Origin of the sequence: Pseudomonas folii, assembly GCF_014357575.1 — a bacterium.
GTDB lineage: Bacteria > Pseudomonadota > Gammaproteobacteria > Pseudomonadales > Pseudomonadaceae > Aquipseudomonas > Aquipseudomonas folii.
The window spans coordinates 14,094-34,342 of record NZ_JACONW010000042.1 but is presented as its reverse complement, the minus strand read 5'-3'; the positions used below and the strand labels follow the sequence as shown (position 1 = coordinate 34,342).

Here is a 20,249-nt window from a genome sequence, read left to right as displayed (position 1 = left end):
CGGTCCGCAATATTTGCTTTCAGGACTTGCGAGCCAGCAAGCCTCTGATGCTGAACACTGCTGCGACTCCCATGCCCAGCCAGGCCAGTGCATCCCACCAGCCATCCCCCAACAACGCAGCGAAAAGCCCCAGCCCGGTCAGCAAGGCAATCACTCCCGGCGCAGCAAAGGTCTTCCATAACGTAGAACGCTTCATTGCAGCGTCTCTTGCAGAGACACATCGATTGGACGTGCAACCCTTCTGCGAACCCACCACAAATACAGCCCGCTGCTCAGGACAATGATCGTCAGCACATCAAGCGCTGCCCACAGCACTTTCATCGGCATACCGCCGTAATCACCAAAGTGCAGCGGTTGGGACATGCCCAACGCATCCATGTACCAGGGCCGTTCGACCACCGCGGTGACGTTCAGAGTCTGCGCATCGATCAGCACCGGGGTCATCAAGTGCGCCGTTAAATGCGTATTCCCTTTCATGAACACCCCATAGTGGTGCTCGCTGGAGAAGCGCGTTCCGGGGAAGGCAATGAAGTCGATCTGCATACCGGGCGCTGCGGATTCAGCAATCTCGACCAGACGCGTTGCGGGGGCAAGTTGAGTCAGCGGCGGCGCACCGCGGTAAGGCTCGATCATGGCGGCCAGCGTGTCGTTGCGCCACGAGGCGATCAACAGGTCGGCGCAGGCGCTGATCACTCCGGTCACGCCCACCACCAATGCCCAGGTCAGGGTCACGACGCCGATCAGGTTGTGCAGATCAAGCCAGCGCATGCGCGTTGATTTGTCGGCGCGCACGGTGGCGAATTTGAGTTTGCGCATGAACGGCGCGTACAGCACCGTCCCGGAAATAATCGCCAGCACGAACATAAGGCCCATGAACGCCAGCAGTAACTTGCCCGGCAGGCCTGCATACATATCCACATGCAGGCGCAACATGACCATCATGAAACCGCCATTGGCAGACGGCGTTTCCAAGGCTTCCCCTGTGCGCGAATCGAGCATGAAAGAGTGCGAATCGTTGGGTTCGGTGCCCGCCGTTTTGGCCATGATCGCCCAGACACCGTTCGGCTCGTCGTCCTCCCAGCCGAAGTACTGCATGACCTCGCCAGGACGATGAGCTTCGGCAGCTTCGACCAGTTGCTGCAGGTTGAGGTGCGGCGTGTCGGCTGGCATTTCCTTGAACTCAGGTGAATTGCCCAGCAGGTGATCAATTTCGTGACTGAACACCAATGGAAGCCCGGTCAGCGCCAGCATCAACAAAAACAGGGTACAAATCAGGCTCGTCCAGGTATGGACGAAGGACCAGCGGCGCACGGTTTGGCTTTTCATGCTGTTCTTCTCGAAAACCTTTATCCAAAACAAAAAGGCCGCTGATCAGCAGCGGCCCTTTAGTACAAAATGAAATAACAAGAACGATTCGCGATTCTGTCAGAGCGTGGGATTACTGGCAAATGCTGGCTGTCGGATGGAATTCTTTGGTAAAACTTTGAGAGAGGTACGCCGTGTCGCTGACGCCGTGGAGCCGGCTTTAGCCGGGAAGACTGCATTACTGACGATGGATATGCAGCGGCTGTACCGGCCCTTTCCCGGCTAAAGCCGGTCCCACGTCAGATTGCAGATAAACATAGATCTCCCACTGGTTCACCTCACCACGCCTTCCTCAATCAACAACTTCAGTATTGCCTCTGCCCCCGCCTCTGGCGTCATGCCTTTGAGCACTTGCCCGCCGCCACCGCTGGCTTTGGCCGTTGCGGCTTTCATGCGGTCAGCACCGCTTTTGGCTTTGATGACTTTCAGGCGTTTGGGCCGGGGTTTGGCCGGTTGCAGGACCGAGCCGCCGAGCAGTTCATCGCTAATGATTTCCACCTGTTCGGCTGCAAGTGTGCCGCGTTGCGCGGGGCCGTAGGCGCTTTGCCGGGGCTTGGGCGCAGCGTTATCCACAGTCGCCAGAAACGGCAGCCGTACTTTCAAACGCCGACGCTGACCACGAGGTAATGCCTGAAGCACCAGAGCACTGCCATTATCCAGTGACTCCACTTCCGCCAAGCCCACTACGAGCGGCCAACCAAGCTTTTCTGCGAGCAAAAACGGCAACATGCCAGAGCCTTCTCCGGTTTCTGCCTGGCTTCCGGTAAGCACCACTTGCACGCCGGACTCTCGGATGTAGTCCGTCAACGCAGGCAATGCGTCAGCGTTTTCGGGTTGCTCCAGTACATGCAGCTCGTCCAGCCCCATGCCCAGATAAGCCCGCAACGCAGGCTCTTCGGCGCTACCCGCGTGCAGCACGTGCAAGTTATCCCCAGCCAGTTGCAGGCCCATTTCGACAGCGCGAGCGTCCTGCTCGGCACGACGTGCGCGGCCGGATGTCGGGTGCGCGCCGATTGAGACCAGGCTGATGACGTGCACGGCAGCGTTACCCACAGAGGAAGCAGTTGGCTCAGGCCGCATCTTGTTTTGCTCCATGGCGATGGGTTTCCACCGCGTCGATCAGCGCCGCGAGGATTGCTGCGCTGTCGCCGATCACAGAAAGGTCAGCGCGTTTGATCATGTCGCAACCCGGATCAAGGTTGATTGCCACGACCTTGTCGCACGCACCAATACCCTGCAGATGCTGGATCGCGCCGGAAATACCCACCGCCACGTAAACCCGCGCCGTGACCCAGGTGCCGCTCGCGCCGACCTGTCGATCACGGCCCATGAAACCGTCATCCACTGCCACGCGGGACGCACCTTCAGTCGCGCCAAGGGCCGCAGCGGTGCGGTGAAACAAATCCCAATCCTTGACGCCATTGCCGCCGGAGAAGATGAACTCCGCTTCCGCCATCGGAATCATGGCCGGGTCGACAGCGACAGCGCCGAGGTCTTCAATCCGCGGCAGGCTGCGCGCTACGCTTGTGGATAACTCAACCGGCAGCGCTTCATGACGGGTTTCGCTGACCGGTTCAGCACACTCCGCAGCAGCGAGGATCAAGCGTGCCAATGGTCTTGAGATATCTTCCTGGCCCGCACCGGCGCGACCGATGCATCGCTCATCCTTGACTTGCCAGACACGCGTGGCAGGACGCTCGCCCAAACTGGCCGCGAAGCGACGACCCAATTCGCCGCCACCGCTTCGACTGTCCGGCAGCAGCCAGTGACGGGGGTTGAACTGGTTATTCACAGCCCGCAGGCCCTGGACACGCTGCTCCGGTGAGTAACCGCTGAACTCGCTACCTTCCAGAACCAGCAAACGATCAACGCCCGCCGTCGTGAAAGCACTCTCTTTATGCTCGCCAAACACCACCGCGAGTACAGCGCCACTCTGACCGGCAAGTTGATGAGCCAGGCCGAGCAGATCACGGTCGTGGCTGCTCAAACGTCCACCGACCATGTCCGGCGCAACGCAAATATAGAAAGCCGGTTGCGGCACTTGATGCAGCGGCAACTGCACTTCGGCTGCGGCTGAGCGTTTCACCGCTCCGCCTTGCTGAGCGCCACTGCGGTCGATTCGTTTGATGCCGTTGGGACCGATAAAACCCACACCATGCACATTTCTGCGCATCAGTCCGTTAGGCCCCATCCAGCTGGATTGCGCCGGTTGCATGGCGGCGTGCAGTGGGTGCAGGCGGTTGCGGGCGATCCATTCAGCGCGAGGATCGCGACGGATAATGTCGCTCATCAGTGCACCTCCGCAGGTTCACGTTTTACTGGCGCAGGTTTGCTGGGGATAACTTCTTCCACCAATGCGTCAGCAACCAATTCAGCAATGTCTTTGATCATCGGTCGCGGCTCGACCACGCCTTCGAGCATCGCGGTGCATTGCGGGCAACCGACGGCTACCAGTTCGGCACCGGTTTCGCGGATGTCTTCCATGCGCATGTCAGGAATCCGTTGCTTGCCGGGAATATCCGTAATCGGCGCACCGCCGCCACCACCGCAGCAACGGGAGCGGAAGCCGGAACGCTGCATTTCCTTGACCTCGATGCCCAGCGCACGCAACACATCACGCGGCGCTTCGTATTCGCCGTTATAGCGGCCCAGATAACACGGGTCGTGATAGGTGACGCTGGAGCCTTTGTGCTGACCCAGATTCAGCGCGCCACCTTGAATCAACTCCGCCATGTAAGTGCTGTGGTGCTGCACGAGGTAATTGCCATCGAACGCGCCGTACTCGTTTTTCAGCACATGGAAGCTGTGCGGGTCGCAGGTGACGATGCGCTTGAAGCTGTATTTGCTCAGGGTCTGAATGTTGCGTCTGGCGAGCATCTGGAAAGTCGCTTCATCACCGAGACGCCGCGCCACGTCGCCGCTGTCACGCTCTTCAAGACCAAGCACGGCGAAGTCGACTTTGGCTGCTTTCAGGACTTTGACGAAGGCGCGCAAAGTACGTTGATTGCGCATGTCGAAAGCACCGTCGCCGACCCAGAACAGCACGTCGACGGCTTTTTTATCCGAGAGCAGATTGAGGTTCAAATCCGCCGCCCAGTTCATCCGCCCGCCCGGAGCGAAACCGCCGGGGTTATCGGTGGCGATCAGGTTTTCCAGTACTTCAGCGCCTTTGTTCGGCGTCGCGCCTTTTTCCAGGGTCAGGTGACGGCGCATGTCGACAATGGCGTCCACGTGCTCGATCATCATCGGGCATTCTTCGACACATGCCCGGCAGGTGGTGCAGGACCACAAGGTTTCAGGGTCTACCAGGCCGTTGACGATAGGTTGATGCGGATTGCCGCCGTGCAGACCGATCTCTTTGCCGGGATACGGGTTACCGGCAAATGTGGCGTCAGTGCCGCCGGCCAGACCCACGACCATGTCCTGAATCAGTTTTTTCGGGTTCAGCGGCTGCCCGGCTGCGAACGCCGGGCACGCGGCTTCGCACTTGCCGCATTGCACGCAGGCGTCAAAACCCAGCAGTTGGTTCCAGGTGAAATCCTTGGGTTTTTCTACGCCGAGTGGCGCGGTTTTGTCATTGAGGTCCAGGGGTTTGAGGCCGGTTGAGCGACCACCGCCAAAGCGTTCGGCGCGACGGTGCCAGGCCAGATGCAACGCACCGGCAAAGGCGTGCTTCATCGGGCCGCCCCAGGTCATGCCGAAGAACATTTCCGACACGCCCCACAGGCAACCCAAGCCCAGCAACGCGACCAGCACCCAGCCGCCAAAATCCTGCGGCAGGATGCCCGCCACTGGCAGCGTAACCAGAAAGAAACTGACGGAAAAAGCCATGAGGCTTTTCGGCAGGCGCATCCACGGGCCTTTTGACAGACGCGCGGGTGGATTGCGACGGCGCAGGAACATGAAGATCGCGCCGATGAACATCAGGGTCGAGGCCAGCAGCAGGGCATAACCGAGGATGCGGCTGTGCAGCCCAAAGCCGTGTACGACGATAGCGAGCAATGCCGACAGCACAAAGCCCAGCGCCGTCGCGACATGGGTGTTGGCGATGTATTTATCCCGAGCCACGACATGGTGAAGATCAACCATGTAACGCTTGGGCATGGCCAGCAGCCCGCCGAGCAGGTCGACTTTAGAGGCCCGCCCGTTGCGCCACATATTCACCCGCCGCACAGCCCCCAGGACAGCAAGGCCCAGAGCAGCGAACAGCAGGATGGGAAGCAGTGTGTTCAGCATGTGAAGCTCCTACGGCTCATGCGGCCCGTAGGAGCGCGCTTGCCCGCGATAATGACGATGCGGTGTATCAGGCGAACCGAGTCATCGTTTATCGCGGGCAAGCGCGCTCCTAAAGGGAAATTCGGTGTTTCCTGTGGGAGCGGTGCTTGCCCGCGATAAGGGCGCTGCGGTTCATCAGGACAACCGCGTCATCGTTCATCGCGAGCAAGCTCTGCTCCCACAGAGGTATTCGGTGCTTTTCCGTAGGAGCGCGCTTGCCCGCGATACAGACACTGCGGAGTGTCAGGCAAACCACGTTATCGTTCATCGCGGGCAAGCGCGCTCCTACGGGATCGACTTAGAAATCCTTACAAAGCCGCAAGCCGTCATAGATCGCCGCATGGGTATTACGCTGTGCCACGCAGTCACCAATGCGGAACAACAGGTACCCGTCACCCGGCTCGCTCAGACACGGTTGCGGCTGAATAGCGAACAGCGCTTCGATGTCGATCTGGCCTTTGTTACGCGAGTCGGCTTTAAGGGCGTAGTAGAGTTCTTCGTCCGGGCGCACGCCGTTTTCGACGACCACCTGATCCACCACCCGCTCTTCTTTCGCACCGGTGTATTCGTTCTCCAGCACCGCCACCAGCTTGTCGCCTTCGCGGTAGACCTTCTCCAGCATCATGTCGCCGGTCATGATCACTTCTTTCGGATACATGCTGCGGTAGTAAGTCGGGAACGATGTCCCGCCAATCGCCACGCCCGGTTTGATATCGTCAGTGACGATCTCCACCTGGCTGCCTTTGTCGGCCAGGAAGTCAGCCGTCGACATCCCGGTAAATTCACAGATGGTGTCGTAGACCAGCACGCTCTTGCCCGGCGCAACCTTGCCGTCGAGGATGTCCCAGCTGCTGACCACCAACCCTTCAGCCGCGCCCCAATGTTCGTTCTGCTCCAGAAACGGGTGACCGCCCACCGCAAGCACGACGATGTCCGGACGCAGATCCATGATGGTGGCCGGGTCAGCCGCCGTGCCCAGACGCAGATCGACTTTCAAACGCGCCAGCTCCAGTTGGAACCAGCGGGTGATGCCTGCAATCTGGTCACGCTGCGGCGCTTTCGAGGCAGTAGTGATCTGCCCGCCGATGAATTCTTTCTTCTCGAATAGCGTCACGTCATGGCCGCGCTCGGCCGAAACCCGGGCCGCTTCCATGCCCGCAGGGCCGGCACCGACAATCACCACCTTGCGTTTCGGCCCGGTGGATTTTTCGATGATGTGCGGCACGCCCATATATTCACGGGAGGTCGCGGCGTTCTGAATGCACAGAACATCAAGGCCCTGATATTGACGGTCGATGCAGTAGTTGGCGCCGACGCACTGTTTGATCTGGTCGATCTGGCCCATCTTGATCTTGGCGATCAGGTGCGGGTCGGCGATGTGCGCGCGAGTCATGCCGACCATATCGACGTAACCGCCTTCGAGAATCCGCGTGGCCTGGTTCGGATCCTTGATGTTCTGCGCGTGCAGCACCGGAGCCTTGACCACTTCCTTGATACCGGCCGCCAGATGCAAAAACGGCTCAGGTGGATAACTCATGTTCGGAATAACGTTGGCCAGGGTGTTGTGGGTGTCACAACCCGATCCGACGACGCCGATAAAGTCGATCATGCCGGTCTGATCGTAATACTTGGCGATCTCCTTCATGTCCTCGTGGCTGAGGCCGTCAGGGTGAAACTCATCACCGCAGATACGCAGGCCCACACAGAAATCCGGACCGACTTCCTTGCGCACAGCCTTGATGACTTCAAGGCCAAAACGCATGCGGTTTTCGAAGCTGCCGCCCCATTCGTCAGTGCGTTTGTTGACCCGCGGGCTCCAGAACTGGTCGATCATGTGCTGGTGCACAGCCGACAGTTCGACACCGTCCAGGCCACCGGCCTTGGCCCGCGCCGCAGCGCTGGCGTAGTTGCCGATCACGCGCCAGATTTCTTCCGGCTCGATGGTTTTACAGGTCGCGCGGTGTACTGGCTCGCGGATGCCCGAAGGCGACATCAGGGTCGGCCAGTGATCACCGTCCCAACGGGAGCGACGGCCCATGTGGGTAATCTGAATCATGATCTTGGCGCCGTGCTTGTGCATGGCGTCGGCAAGGTTCTGGAAGTGCGGGATGATCTTGTCGGTCGCCAGATTGACCGACTTCCACCAGCCTTGCGGGCTGTCGATAGCGACGCTGGAAGAACCGCCACAGATGGCCAGACCAATCCCGCCCTTGGCCTTTTCTTCGTAGTACTTCACGTAACGATCGGTGGTCATGCCGCCATCGGTGGCGTAGACCTCAGCGTGCGCAGTACTCAGTACGCGGTTGCGGATCGTGAGCTTGCCGATTTGAATCGGCTGAAACATCGCTTCGAAAGCCATAACACGATCCTCGACTTACAGCGGCTTGACGATGAACAGGCCGTCGTCGTGGCCTTCTTCCGAACCACCGTAAACCTGCTCGGCGACGGTACGAATCGGGCTGCCCGCTGCGGCGAGAATCTGGTCCATGGCACCGGCAAACCAACCCGTGAACATGTAATCCACCTTGCGGCCGACTTTGCCGTAGACGTACACAAAGCAGGAGTGCTCAAGCTTGACGCTGGCGGTACCCTTCTCCAGGTCGATGTCCTGAATCTTGAACAGACCCCAGCCACGCTGCGATAGACGCTTCATGTAATGCTCGAAAACCGCAACGCCTTCCAGACCGTGGCATTCGGCTTCTTTCTCACACCAGTGCCAGGCTGATTTGTAGCCCGCTTTGTAGAGGATTTCCGCATAGGCATCAGCACCCAGCACCTCTTCAATGCCCATGTGGTTGTTGACGAAAAAGTGGCGCGGCACGTACAGCATCGGCAATGCATCGGAGGTCCAGACGCCGGTTTCGCTGTCGACTTCGATAGGCAGTTGCGGGGCGATTTTAGCCATGGGGTCAAACTCCAGATGTTCGGGTTACGCCCACTGCGCGAAATGGCAGTGGGGTGATCAATTCAGTAAAGGTTTTGCTCGTGATCGGGGTGTTACTCGCCCCAGACATCCTTGAGCACGTTGACCCAGTTCTCGCCCATGATCTTGCGCACTACCCGCTCGGAGTGGCCGCGCTTGAGCAAGGTCTCGGTCAGGTTTGGGAACTCGCCAACCGTGCGGATACCCAGCGGGTTGATGATCTTGCCGAAGCTGGTCAGGCGGCGGGCGTAGCCCTTGTCGTGGGTCAGGTATTCGAAAAAGTCTTGGCCGTGACCCTGAGTGAAGTCGGTGCCGATACCGATGGCGTCTTCGCCGACGATGTTCATGGTGTATTCAATGGCTTCGGCGTAATCGTCAATGGTCGACTCAATGCCTTTGGCGAGGAACGGCGCAAACATGGTGACACCGACGAAACCGCCGTGATCGGCGATGAACTTGAGTTCTTCGTCGGACTTGTTGCGTGGGTGTTCTTTGAGGCCGGACGGCAGGCAGTGGGAGTAGCAGACTGGTTTTTTCGATTCCAGGATGACCTCTTCTGAAGTCTTGGAACCGACGTGGGACAAGTCGCACATGACGCCGACGCGGTTCATTTCAGCAACGATTTCGCGACCAAAACCCGACAGCCCGCCATCACGTTCATAGCAGCCGGTGCCCACCAGATTCTGGGTGTTGTAGCACATCTGCACGATGCCAACGCCCAGTTGCTTGAAGATCTCGACGTAGCCGATCTGGTCTTCATAAGCATGTGCGTTCTGAAAACCGAAGAGGATGCCGGTCTTGCCCAGCTCTTTCGCCTTGCGGATGTCGGCGGTGGTCCGTACTGGCATCACCAGGTCGCTGTTTTCGCGCATCAACTTCTGGCTTTTGCAGATGCTGTCGATAGTCGCCTGGAAACCTTCCCACACCGACACGGTGCAGTTGGCCATGGTCAGGCCACCTTTGCGCATGTCTTCAAACAGCTCACGGTTCCACTTGGCGATGATCAGCCCGTCAATAACGATGCTGTCGGCGTGTAATTCGGCTGGGCTCATCAGGCTGTCCCCTTATTAAGTGCTTGTGCGCCGAATCGTGTGCCGACGCTATTGAGGCCAGCATATGCCTGAGGGTCGGCCGAGCCGGGTGCAAAAACGACAGGGGGTTTGCCGAAAGCGTCAAGAAACGACAAAGGGCGACAGGACGCCGCCGACGTGCATCTCGCCAACCTGTTCTTTAGAGCGCGCTTAGGCCAGAATCCAGCTCATCAAATGGAGTGGAGAGACTCGATGAACAAGGTTTTCCTGGCTTTGGTTCTTTTAGCGACTGGCATCGCGGGCGCTCATGCAGCACCAAACCCTGATGTTTCGCCATGCGACGGCGTCGAAGAGGACCAGCAGACCCTCGAATGCTCCAAGTACAGCCGCGACACGGCTGAGGAATTGCTGAAAGAGAACTTCCAGAACCTGTTGCAGCGGGTCAATACCCAGTTCGGGGCGAACAAGTCGCAGGCCAACGCCTTTGCGGAAAAACTCAAGACTGCCCAGCTGGCCTGGGAAAAGCTTCGCGACGCCGATTGCGCCGTGGAGGTGTTCCCGGCAGCGGCTGGCAGTAAAGCGTTCAACATCGCCCAGAACGATTGCCTGGCGCGTACCAGCGATGAGCGCTCCGAGTATCTGGAGTCGATCGCGCAGGAATGAACACCTGAATGAGCTATGGTGTCTGCCTTTTAACCAAGGCTGTGACGTAAAGGCTCATTCATGATCATTTGTGGTGTAGAAATCAAAGGCAGCGAGGCTATTTTTGCATTGGCGACCCGCCAGCAAGGTGGCCTGGAGCACTTGCCGCTGGCGACCAAGAAGCTGGCCCTCGAAGATGACGACGAGTCTGCCAACGTCAAAACCTTCGCGACCCAGATCGCCAGCTTCGTGCGTGAGAACGGCATCAGTCATGTCGTCATCAAGAAGCGCAGCAAAAAAGGCGAGTTCGCAGGCGGCCCGACGACGTTCAAGATCGAAACGGTTTTCCAGTTGCTGCGCGATTGCGAAGTGACCCTGTTGTCGCCGCAAACCATCAACGCGCAGAACAAGAAACACAACTTCGACCTGCCTGCTTCGCTGAACAAGTATCAGCACGAGGCGTACAAGGCGGCGTGTTCTGGGTTGATGAAGAGTAAGTAGAACTACCGAGCTCCTGCCCCCGGCATTGCACAGGCTCAGGCTTACCGCGCTTAGCTTAAAGGTAGGAGCCAACTTGTTGGCGAGAGGGGCTGACGCGTTTCTTCAGGCACACCGCCTCGCGAACAAGTTCGCTCCTACCAAGCTTTTCAAAGCACAAACAAAACGGCCGCGATCATTGCTGATCGCGGCCGTTTTGGTTGCAGCGGGTCAATCGGTCAATTCAACACAGCCTTGCCAGCCCTTTCGCCCTTGCGACGACGGGAAACCAGGACGCCGGTGGCGATCACCAGAATACTCAGCAGGCCCGTCGCGATGATTTCTACGCGGTGCGACTCCTGGACCAGCATGATGCCCAGCACGCCGACGATGAACACGATCACCAACCAGGTCAGGTACGGGAACAGCCACATGCGGAACGACAGGGTTTCACCTGCAGCAATGCTCTTCTGGCGCATGCGCAGTTGGGAAACCGCGATCACCAGGTACACCAACAGTGCGATCGCACCGGAGCTGGCGAGCAGGAATTCGAACACGGCAGCCGGGGCTACGTAGTTGGCAAATACCGTCAGGAACGCGGCCGCTGTAGACAGGATCACCGCCCAGTAAGGGGTACCGCTTTTGCTGGTGCGAGTCGCAACCGCTGGCGCGTCGCCACGTTTACCCAGCGAGTAAAGCATGCGCGAGGCGGTGTACAGCGCCGAGTTCAGGCAGCTTGTGACTGCGATCAGTACCACGATATCCACAATCAGCTTGGCATTCGGAATACCCATCATGTCCAGCACGGTCTGATAGGAACCCACTTCAGCCAGACGCGGGTCATTCCACGGCACAAGCGAAACAACGATGAAGATCGACACCAGATAGAACAGGCAGATCCGCCAGATCACCGAATTGGTGGCCTTGGTGATCTGCTTTTCCGGATTCTTCGATTCAGACGCAGCGATGGTGACGATTTCGGTGCCCATGAACGAGAACATGGTGGTCAGCATCGCAGCCAGCACAGCGCCCATGCCATTCGGCAAAAAGCCTTGAGTATCGAACAAATGGCTGACGCCGCTGACCTGGCTGTTGGGCAGCAGACCAAAAATAGCTGCAACGCCCAGCACGACAAAGCCGATGATCGCCAGGACTTTGATCAACGCGAACCAGAACTCGAACTCGCCGTAGTTCTTCACACTGAACAGGTTGGTGATGGTGAGCAGCAACGTGATCACCAATGTGAACACCCAGATGGCGATGTTCGGGAACCAGGCATGCAGAATGGTTGCGGCGGCGTTGGCCTCCAGGGGAATTACCAGCACCCAGAACCACCAGTACAGCCAGCCGATGGTGAAACCGGCCCAATGCCCGATCGCGCGATCGGCATACGTCGAGAAAGACCCGGTATCCGGCGCCGCGACAGCCATTTCGGCCAACATGCGCATGACCAGAACCACCAACGTACCGGCAGCGGCGTAAGCCAGGAGTACCGCCGGGCCCGCTTCGGCAATCGCATGCCCGGAACCCACAAACAGACCGGCACCGATGACACCGGCAATGGACAACATCGTGATATGCCGAGGTTTGAGCCCCTGATCGAGCTCTGAAGCGTTAGGGATACTGCTCATTCAAAAACTACCTTTGCGTGGTAATCGACTGCCTGACCGTCTTCGTAAAAAGAAAAAAACGGGGCGTTTTTTATTCTTTACGCAAATTCTGCGCCAGAATGATTCAAAAACGACGTCGCTCACGGAAACGTTAGTGCTAGAGCTCTCGGATTAACGGCGAGAAGAATCGTTTCAGCGAAGAGGTGACATGTTTTGTTACCGATGTGCACAGCATTACACAAAGAAAACGCACCAAAAATACACAGAGCGTTTAAGTGCGCACTATTGGAGTGCTTTGGATGGGTGTATACGGAAAAGCACAAAGCTGCAGGACGAAACAGTGAGTTGATGGCTATCTTGCGACATGTACAGAAGTCCATGGCACCCCGCTATCGCGAAACAAACATCAGACCGGTGGGAGCTGCGGAAGGCTGCGATGGCGGTGTGTCAGTGCTTCGCAGCATTCGGCAGCGCCTACAGAACGTGTATTTCAATTCAGCATTCGTATGTTGTGCATTGATGCGCAAATGCTGAGCAACGCCGATACATGGCTTAACAAATGCTTCGGACGACCAGCGACATTTTGCGGTAATTCGTGTCCAACAGCAGTCGTCTTCACGCCAGCCCGATAAGTCCCGCAATTGCAACGGAGCAACACCCATGCAGATGTATAAAAAATTCCTGCTGGTCGCAGCCGCCACCCTGGCCTTTGCGACTGGTGCTTTTGCGGTGGAGAAGATGAAATTCGGCGTTGAGGGCGCTTACCCGCCATTCAATGGCAAGGATGCCAGCGGGCAGGCAGTGGGCTTTGATGTCGAAATCGGCCATGCACTGTGCGCAAAAATGAAAGTCGAGTGCGAAGTGGTCACCACCGAATGGGAAGGCATCATCCCGGCGCTCAATGACAACAAGTTCGACTTCCTGATCTCGTCCATGTCGATCACCAAAGAACGCGCCGAGCAGGTGGACTTCACCGAGCCGTACTACTCCAACAAATTGCAGTTTGTGGCCGCGAAAGGCAGCGAGCTCAAAACCGACAAGGCTTCCATTCGCGATTCGCTGCTGGGCAAGACCATCGGCGCACAGGCGTCGACGCTTTCCGCGTCGTGGCTGCAGGAGAATCTCGGGATGGACATCACCCTGAAGCTCTACGACACTCAGGAAAGCGCCTTCACCGATCTGGCCGAAGGCCACGTGGACGCGATCCTCGCCGACAAATACGCCAGCTACGAATGGCTCAAGGGCCAGCCCGGCGCAAGCTTCGAGTTCAAAGGCGATCCTGTCCTGGACAACGACAAGATCGGCATAGCCGTACGCCTGAACGACCCGCTGCGCGCGCGCCTCAACCTGGCGATCAAGGAAATCATCGAAGACGGCACGTACAAGAAGATCAACGACAAGTACTTCCCGTTCAGCATTCTGTGATCCAAAGCGCCCGAGTAACACTTACGTATTAATATTTTTATGAGCTCAGACGTCCTTTACGCGTAGACGCCCGATCAGGGCGCTGTTATGAAGAGGGCTGGCTTTCAACAGCCAGCCCTTTTACGCGTTTGAAACCGACAACTGACCATGGCCAACGACCCCGCTTTGCACGACGAACAGCTTCGCAGTCGATTCCGCGCCCTGGACAGCTTTCTGTTCGCCTGGCAGGGACTGTGGCGGCCGCGCCCCTTCACCCAGCTGCATTTACCCTGGGAGCAACAATACCCGGAACTGGCGGGCTGGTTACGCCAACGTTCGCTTGACCAGGCCGAAGCAGCCCACAACCACCCGGAGCAACTGACAGCACCGTTCCCCTTTCCACAGCTGGCGAGTGAGGCACAGGCGTTAAGCCAGGCGCATCCGCTGCCCGCCTTCGAGCTCACCTCTGTAGAGCCACGCATGAGTGTCGACGTGCCAGGCCGCAAATGGCAGCAGATCGAGGCGTTCGCCAGTTGCCTGAGTTTCGAGCACAAACCGGCTCACTGGCTGGACTGGTGTTCGGGCAAAGGCCATTTGGGGCGGCGTCTGCTTGAGCCCAGTCAGAATCTTACTTGCCTGGAACGCGAACCGGCCCTCGTCGAAGCAGGAAAGCAACTCAGCGCGCGCCTGAACGTCGAGGCCGCTCATGTGCAACAGGACGTCATGGCTGACGATGCATGGCGTCGGCTTCAAGCGCATCACACGCCTGTCGCCCTGCATGCCTGCGGGGATCTGCACGTGCAATTGATGCGGCTGGCCAGCCAGGTAGGCTGCTCTCAGTTGGCAATTGCGCCGTGCTGCTACAACCGCATCGAGACCGAGTACTACCAGCCGGTATCAAGTGAGGGACAAGCGTCAGCGTTGAAGCTGTCCCGGGACGATCTTGGCCTGCCTCTGAGCGAAACGGTAACCGCCGGTGCTCGGGTCCGTCGGCAGCGCGACCAATCCATGGCTCGCCGTCTATCGTTTGATTTGCTGCAGAGACGTCTGCAAAACAGTCAGGATTACTTGCCCACGCCGTCGCTGCCCAGCGCCTGGCTGGATAAGCCTTTTGCCGACTATTGCCGCGATCTGGCAGCGCTGAAGGGTCTGCCAGCTGTTGGCGAACAACATTGGTCCACCCTTGAAGCTGCGGGCTGGGAACGTCTGGCACAGGTGCGCAATCTTGAATTGGTGCGCAACTTGTTCCGTCGTCCACTGGAGCTCTGGTTAGTGCTCGACAAGGCGCTTTACCTACAGGAACACCACTATCGCGTGAGCGTGGGCACCTTCTGTGAAAGCCATGTCACGCCACGTAATTTGCTGCTGCTCGCACAGCTGCATTGACGTTCACCCGCTGAATACCCTGTGGATAACTCTGTTGATGAAAAATCGGAAGCAGTGCTAATTACTTAGCAGGCTACTTATCCGAACGGTCAGGTGTACGCTGGCTTTTAAATAAAAAACCTTTTAAAAACATGATCTTGCTTAAAGACGAGAACGTTTCCGGAAATTTCATTCCATTTGGTTATTTTGGCCTGCCACTTGTGCATAAAAATTTGCGCTCAACGCATACAAAAGGCCACCATCCAGCGGGTTAAGCATTTATGGGAAACACAATCCCTGCCTGCTGAAGCGTCTCTCGCGGGAAATTCCATGTCCGCCAGCAAGGTTGATTTTGATCTTGCAGGACCGGCTTTAGCCGGGAGGAAGTCGGGACATCCGCTGAACTTCCTTCGCCTGAAATGCTGCCCTCCCGGCTAAAGCCGGTCCTACGGGACAGAGCGGTCGATGTGCGCTGCTTGCCTCGATATGGCTGAACACGATTCACTTTGGATCGCGGCGTCATTATCGCGAGCAAGCTCAGCTCCCGCAGGGTTTTGCACCACCTTGAGCCCCCACCGAATTCCTCTGTTGCCCCTCCCCCCGGTGGTCATTAGACTTACGCCTCATTTAAGCGAGAGCAGGGTCGATGTCCACGGTCTTTCCCGAAGATTCTGTCGGTCTAGTCACGCCGCAAACGGCACATTTCAGCGAGCCTCTGGCACTGGCCTGTGGCCGCTCGTTGCCTGCCTACGATCTGATCTATGAAACCTATGGCCAACTCAACGCCGCGCGCAGCAATGCCGTGTTGATCTGCCATGCCCTTTCCGGTCACCACCACGCGGCGGGCTATAACAGCGTCGATGACCGCAAACCCGGTTGGTGGGACAGTTGCATCGGTCCCGGCAAGCCTATCGATACCAACCGTTTTTTCGTCGTCAGCCTGAATAATCTGGGCGGCTGCAATGGCTCGACAGGCCCGAGCAGTATCAACCCGGAAACCGGCAAACCCTTCGGTGCCAACTTTCCGGTCCTGACCGTTGAAGACTGGGTACACAGCCAGGCGCGGCTCGCTGACATGCTGGGCATCCAGCAATGGGCAGCTGTGGTTGGCGGCAGTCTGGGCGGCATGCAAGCACTGCAATGGACCATGACTTACCCGGATCGGGTTCGGCACTGCCTGGCGATTGCCTCGGCCCCAAAATTGTCGGCACAGAACATTGCCTTCAACGAAGTGGCGCGTCAGGCGATCCTCTCGGACCCGGAATTCCATGGCGGCGACTTCCAGGAGGTTGGTGTCATTCCCAAACGCGGGCTGATGCTGGCGCGAATGGTCGGCCACATCACTTATCTGTCCGATGACTCCATGGGCGAGAAATTCGGTCGCGGCCTGAAAAGCGAGAAGCTCAACTATGACTTCCACAGTGTGGAATTCCAGGTTGAAAGCTACCTGCGCTATCAGGGTGAAGAGTTCTCCGGCCGCTTTGATGCCAACACTTACCTGTTGATGACCAAAGCGCTGGACTACTTCGACCCAGCAGGCGCGTTCAACGACAATCTGGCTGCCACCTTCGCCAACGTGACCGCAGACTTCTGCGTCATGTCGTTCACCACCGACTGGCGCTTCTCGCCTGCCCGCTCCCGGGAACTGGTGGACGCACTGATGGCGGCAAAGAAGAACGTCTGCTATCTGGAGATCGACGCGCCTCAGGGCCACGATGCGTTCCTGATCCCGATCCCACGCTACCTGCAGGCGTTCTCCAGCTACATGAACCGAATTGTATTTTGAGGACGCCATGAGAGCCGATCTGGAAATCATCCAAGAATGGATCCCTGCGGGCAGCCGCGTGCTCGACCTCGGTTGCGGCGACGGCGAACTGCTGGCCTGGCTGCGCGACAACAAGCAAGTCACCGGCTACGGCCTGGAAAACGACGCCGATAACATTGCCCGCTGCATCACCAAGGGCGTCAACGTCATCGAGCAGGACCTGGACAAGGGCCTGGGCAACTTTGCCAGCGACAGCTTCGATATCGTAGTCATGACCCAGGCGTTGCAAGCCGTGCATTACCCGGACAAGATCCTCGACGAAATGCTCCGCGTGGGCCGCCAGTGCATCATCACCTTCCCGAACTTCGGTCACTGGCGCTGCCGCTGGTATCTGGCGACCAAAGGCCGGATGCCGGTGTCGGACTTCCTGCCTTACACCTGGTACAACACGCCGAACATCCACTTCTGCACCTTCGAAGACTTCGAAGAGCTGTGCCGTGGCCGCCACGCCAAGGTCATTGATCGGCTGGCAGTGGATCAGCAGCATCGGCACGGCTGGGCCAGCAAACAATGGCCTAACCTGTTGGGTGAGATCGGTATCTATCGGGTCAGCAGCCCGGGTTTGCAGGAACACAAGATCGCGGTTTGAGGATTGGACCGCCAGACCAGGATCTGTTGGAGCGAGGCTTGCCCGCGAAGAACGATAACGCGGAGTGCCTGCGTATCCGGGTCGTCCCATTCGCGGGCAAGCCTCGCTCCAACAAATCAGGAGAGTAACCATGCATCGCCTGGCAATCATGTTGATGTGCGCCCTGAGCCTGTCGGCATTTGCTGCTGACTACGCCAAGCCCAACCGGCAGGAAACGTTCGGCGACGTGACCGTCTACTACAACGCTTTTGCTTCAACCACCTTGTCAGCGGACGTGGCGAAAGCATCCGATCTGATCCGCAGCAAACAGCTGAACGTGCTGAATATCACCGTGCTCAAGGCGGGCAAGCCAGCGCCGTCCGTGGTGGCAGGCACCTACAAGGACCTGACCGGACGCCCAAAGCTTCTGACCTTCAAGCAAGTCACGGACAAAGGCTGGATCAGCTACATTGCGCAGTTCCCGCTTGAACAAGCCGGAACCTACACCTTCAACATCGATGTGAAAGCCGGGAATCAAGACAAGCATTCCTTCAGCTTCAATCAAGAACTCTATCCAGGCGAATGATGACCTTCCCGCAGCTCGTATTGGCCAGCCACAACGCAGGCAAGCTCAAAGAACTCCAGGCCATGCTCGGCGACAGCGTGCAACTGCGCTCTATCGGCGAATTCAGCAACGTGGAGCCGGAAGAAACCGGCCTGTCGTTCGTTGAGAACGCCATTCTCAAAGCCCGCAACGCGGCACGGATTTCAGGGTTGCCAGCGCTGGCTGACGACTCGGGGCTGGCGGTGGATTTTCTGGGCGGCGCACCGGGCATTTATTCTGCGCGCTATGCCGATGGAAAAGGCGATGCCGCCAACAACGCCAAATTGCTCGACGCCCTTAAAGAAGTCCCGCAAGAGCAACGCGGCGCGCAGTTCGTGTGCGTACTGGCGCTGGTGCGTCACGCCGATGATCCATTGCCGATCCTCTGCGAAGGCCTTTGGCACGGGCGCATCCTGACTGCTGCCAGCGGCGAGCAAGGTTTCGGTTACGATCCATTGTTCTGGGTACCTGAGCGGGACTGCTCCAGCGCCGAACTAAGCCCCGCCGAGAAAAACCAGCTCAGCCACCGCGCCCGCGCCATGGCCATCTTGCGTCAACGCCTGGCTTTGAAATGACCCACGAAACGCCTGCAACACCGCTGTTCCTCGGCACCACCGGTTTCTCATCGACCGAACCGAGGACAGCCTTGCCGCAACTGCCGCCGTTGTCGTTGTACATCCATATCCCGTGGTGCGTACGCAAATGCCCGTACTGCGACTTCAACTCCCACACCGCCAGCCCTGTGCTGCCGGAAGCGGAGTACATCGATGCGCTGCTGGCCGATCTGGATCTGGACCTGCCTTACGTTTATGGTCGCGAGCTCAGTTCGATCTTCTTCGGCGGCGGCACGCCAAGCCTGTTCAGTGCAGACGCCTTGGGCCGCTTGCTCAAAGGTGTCGAACAACGCATTCGCTTTGCCAGCGACATCGAAATCACCCTGGAGGCCAATCCCGGTACCTTCGAGCAGGTCAAGTTCAGCGCCTATCGCGGGCTGGGCATCAATCGCCTGTCCATCGGCATCCAGAGTTTCCAGGAAGCCAAACTCAAGGCACTGGGGCGTATTCACAACGGCGATGAAGCCATTCGGGCCGCCGACATGGCGCGCCAGGCGGGATTTGATAACTTCAACATGGACTTGATGCACGGCTTGCCGGATCAATCGCCCGAGGATGCATTGGGCGATCTGCAACAAGCCATCGACCTGAAACCGACGCATTTGTCCTGGTATCAGCTGACGCTGGAGCCGAACACTGTGTTCTGGAACCAGCCGCCGACGCTGCCGGAAGATGACATTCTGTGGGATATCCAGGAAGCCGGGCAGTTGCTGCTGGCGCAAAACGGTTACGCGCAGTACGAAGTCTCGGCCTATGCGCAACCCGGCAGACCGGCGCGGCATAACCTGAATTACTGGAGCTTCGGCGACTTCATCGGTATCGGTGCCGGAGCCCATGGCAAGCTCAGCCATCCGGACGGGCGCATCGTACGCACCTGGAAGACCCGCTTGCCGAAGGATTATCTGAACCCGGCCAAGCCGTTCAAGGCCGGTGAGAAGCTGCTCAGCGTCGAAGAATTGCCCTTCGAATTCCTGATGAACGCGCTGCGCCTGACAAATGGAGTGGACGCTGCATTATTTCTCGAACGCACCGGTCTAAGCCTCGATTCGCTGGCCAGTGCGCGCCAGCAAGCCGAGCAACGTGGGCTGCTGCAAGCTGATCCGACCCGATTGGTCGCAACGCCGCAAGGTCAGTTGTTTCTCAACGACCTGCTGCAATATTTTCTTATCTAAGGACCCTGCATGGATTTGATACTGGACCTGCTCGCCACCATCTCCCGCTGGAGCCGCAGCAACCTCTCGGAAATATCTCTCGCCCTGGTGGGCTGTTTGCTGGTGTTGTTTGGCGGTGACTTCAAAGGCTGGGTCGAACAACGCATCAGCAGCTTCGCGGGCGCCTTGCGCATCCCGTTGATGGCCTTGCTAGTCACCATCGGCAGCGGCGCGGCACTGATCTACGCCACTCCGTGGGTGATTCGCGGCCTGAGCCAGTTCAACAACTACAGCCTGGCGCCGGTGTTGGTGGTGGTGCTGGTGTTGATCGGGGTTGTTGCGGACAGGAAGTAACGTTCAGTAGAAACGGTAGGAGCCAACTTGTTGGCGAGACA

19 protein-coding genes are annotated in these 20,249 nt (G+C 58.2%); 10 read left to right on the top strand and 9 right to left on the bottom strand.

The genetic code is table 11. From position 1 onward, the window contains the following. Nucleotides 1-19: 19 nt before the first annotated feature. From H8S59_RS11320 to H8S59_RS11285, 8 genes are all read right to left on the bottom strand, one after another. Nucleotides 20-196 (bottom strand): hypothetical protein, encoded by a 177-nt coding sequence (locus tag H8S59_RS11320; RefSeq protein ID WP_187521460.1) that lies wholly within the window; start codon nucleotides 194-196, stop codon nucleotides 20-22. Next, nucleotides 193-1,326: a PepSY-associated TM helix domain-containing protein gene (locus tag H8S59_RS11315; protein WP_187521459.1), complete on the bottom strand. Its 1,134-nt coding sequence runs from the start codon at nucleotides 1,324-1,326 to the stop codon at nucleotides 193-195. The genes H8S59_RS11320 and H8S59_RS11315 overlap by 4 nt, the downstream gene beginning before the upstream one ends. A gap of 312 nt (nucleotides 1,327-1,638) precedes the next feature. After that, on the bottom strand, nucleotides 1,639-2,445 hold the full coding sequence (gene etfB / locus H8S59_RS11310; protein ID WP_187521458.1) for an electron transfer flavoprotein subunit beta: 807 nt from the start codon (nucleotides 2,443-2,445) through the stop codon (nucleotides 1,639-1,641). Then, nucleotides 2,435-3,655 (bottom strand): electron transfer flavoprotein subunit alpha, encoded by a 1,221-nt coding sequence (etfA, locus tag H8S59_RS11305; RefSeq protein WP_187521457.1) that lies wholly within the window; start codon nucleotides 3,653-3,655, stop codon nucleotides 2,435-2,437. Before etfA ends, etfB begins: the two co-directional genes overlap by 11 nt. Beyond that, on the bottom strand, nucleotides 3,655-5,601 hold the full coding sequence (gene dgcB, locus H8S59_RS11300; RefSeq protein ID WP_187521456.1) for a dimethylglycine demethylation protein DgcB: 1,947 nt from the start codon (nucleotides 5,599-5,601) through the stop codon (nucleotides 3,655-3,657). Before dgcB ends, etfA begins: the two co-directional genes overlap by 1 nt. 337 nt (nucleotides 5,602-5,938) lie before the next feature. Next, complete coding sequence (dgcA, locus tag H8S59_RS11295; RefSeq protein WP_095101057.1) at nucleotides 5,939-7,999, bottom strand: dimethylglycine demethylation protein DgcA; 2,061 nt, start codon at nucleotides 7,997-7,999, stop codon at nucleotides 5,939-5,941. 15 nt (nucleotides 8,000-8,014) lie between these two features. Next, entirely contained in the window at nucleotides 8,015-8,545 is a 531-nt protein-coding gene (locus H8S59_RS11290; protein WP_187521455.1) for a DUF5943 domain-containing protein, read from the bottom strand. 92 nt (nucleotides 8,546-8,637) lie between these two features. Next, on the bottom strand, nucleotides 8,638-9,615 hold the full coding sequence (locus H8S59_RS11285) for a dipeptidase (RefSeq protein ID WP_027899496.1): 978 nt from the start codon (nucleotides 9,613-9,615) through the stop codon (nucleotides 8,638-8,640). Nucleotides 9,616-9,846: 231 nt separating this feature from the next. On the opposite strand from H8S59_RS11285, the gene H8S59_RS11280 reads away from it, so the two are divergent. Both H8S59_RS11280 and H8S59_RS11275 read left to right on the top strand, forming a co-directional pair. Then, nucleotides 9,847-10,257 (top strand): lysozyme inhibitor LprI family protein, encoded by a 411-nt coding sequence (locus tag H8S59_RS11280; RefSeq protein WP_187521454.1) that lies wholly within the window; start codon nucleotides 9,847-9,849, stop codon nucleotides 10,255-10,257. Nucleotides 10,258-10,317: 60 nt separating this feature from the next. Further along, nucleotides 10,318-10,737, top strand: a complete 420-nt coding sequence (locus H8S59_RS11275; protein WP_099268500.1) for a DUF3010 family protein — start codon at nucleotides 10,318-10,320, stop codon at nucleotides 10,735-10,737. A 215-nt stretch (nucleotides 10,738-10,952) separates the two neighbouring features. Here the strand turns inward: H8S59_RS11275 and gabP are convergent, their stop codons facing one another. Further along, complete coding sequence (gene gabP, locus H8S59_RS11270; RefSeq protein WP_187521453.1) at nucleotides 10,953-12,344, bottom strand: GABA permease; 1,392 nt, start codon at nucleotides 12,342-12,344, stop codon at nucleotides 10,953-10,955. Nucleotides 12,345-12,983: 639 nt separating this feature from the next. Here gabP and H8S59_RS11265 point away from each other — a divergent pair. The 8 genes from H8S59_RS11265 to H8S59_RS11230 all read left to right on the top strand — a co-directional run bounded on the left by H8S59_RS11265 (nucleotide 12,984) and on the right by H8S59_RS11230 (nucleotide 20,208). Then, the gene (locus H8S59_RS11265; protein ID WP_187521452.1) at nucleotides 12,984-13,748 is read left to right on the top strand and encodes a transporter substrate-binding domain-containing protein; all 765 of its coding nucleotides are present in this window, start codon (nucleotides 12,984-12,986) and stop codon (nucleotides 13,746-13,748) included. Nucleotides 13,749-13,895: 147 nt separating this feature from the next. Beyond that, entirely contained in the window at nucleotides 13,896-15,113 is a 1,218-nt protein-coding gene (locus H8S59_RS11260; protein WP_187521451.1) for a methyltransferase, read from the top strand. Between the two features lie 625 nt (nucleotides 15,114-15,738). Further along, a complete protein-coding gene (metX, locus tag H8S59_RS11255; RefSeq protein ID WP_187521450.1) occupies nucleotides 15,739-16,878 on the top strand; it encodes a homoserine O-succinyltransferase MetX in 1,140 nt (379 codons plus the stop codon). A 7-nt stretch (nucleotides 16,879-16,885) separates the two neighbouring features. After that, a complete protein-coding gene (metW, locus tag H8S59_RS11250) occupies nucleotides 16,886-17,506 on the top strand; it encodes a methionine biosynthesis protein MetW (RefSeq protein ID WP_095101043.1) in 621 nt (206 codons plus the stop codon). A gap of 130 nt (nucleotides 17,507-17,636) precedes the next feature. Then, nucleotides 17,637-18,071, top strand: a complete 435-nt coding sequence (locus H8S59_RS11245) for a DUF4426 domain-containing protein (RefSeq protein ID WP_187521449.1) — start codon at nucleotides 17,637-17,639, stop codon at nucleotides 18,069-18,071. Further along, nucleotides 18,068-18,664: an RdgB/HAM1 family non-canonical purine NTP pyrophosphatase gene (gene rdgB, locus H8S59_RS11240; RefSeq protein ID WP_187521448.1), complete on the top strand. Its 597-nt coding sequence runs from the start codon at nucleotides 18,068-18,070 to the stop codon at nucleotides 18,662-18,664. Before H8S59_RS11245 ends, rdgB begins: the two co-directional genes overlap by 4 nt. Further along, nucleotides 18,661-19,875, top strand: a complete 1,215-nt coding sequence (gene hemW / locus H8S59_RS11235) for a radical SAM family heme chaperone HemW (RefSeq protein ID WP_187521447.1) — start codon at nucleotides 18,661-18,663, stop codon at nucleotides 19,873-19,875. The genes rdgB and hemW overlap by 4 nt, the downstream gene beginning before the upstream one ends. A gap of 9 nt (nucleotides 19,876-19,884) precedes the next feature. Then, nucleotides 19,885-20,208, top strand: coding sequence for a DUF3392 family protein (locus H8S59_RS11230; RefSeq protein WP_187521446.1), 324 nt, complete (start codon nucleotides 19,885-19,887; stop codon nucleotides 20,206-20,208). Nucleotides 20,209-20,249: the final 41 nt, after the last annotated feature.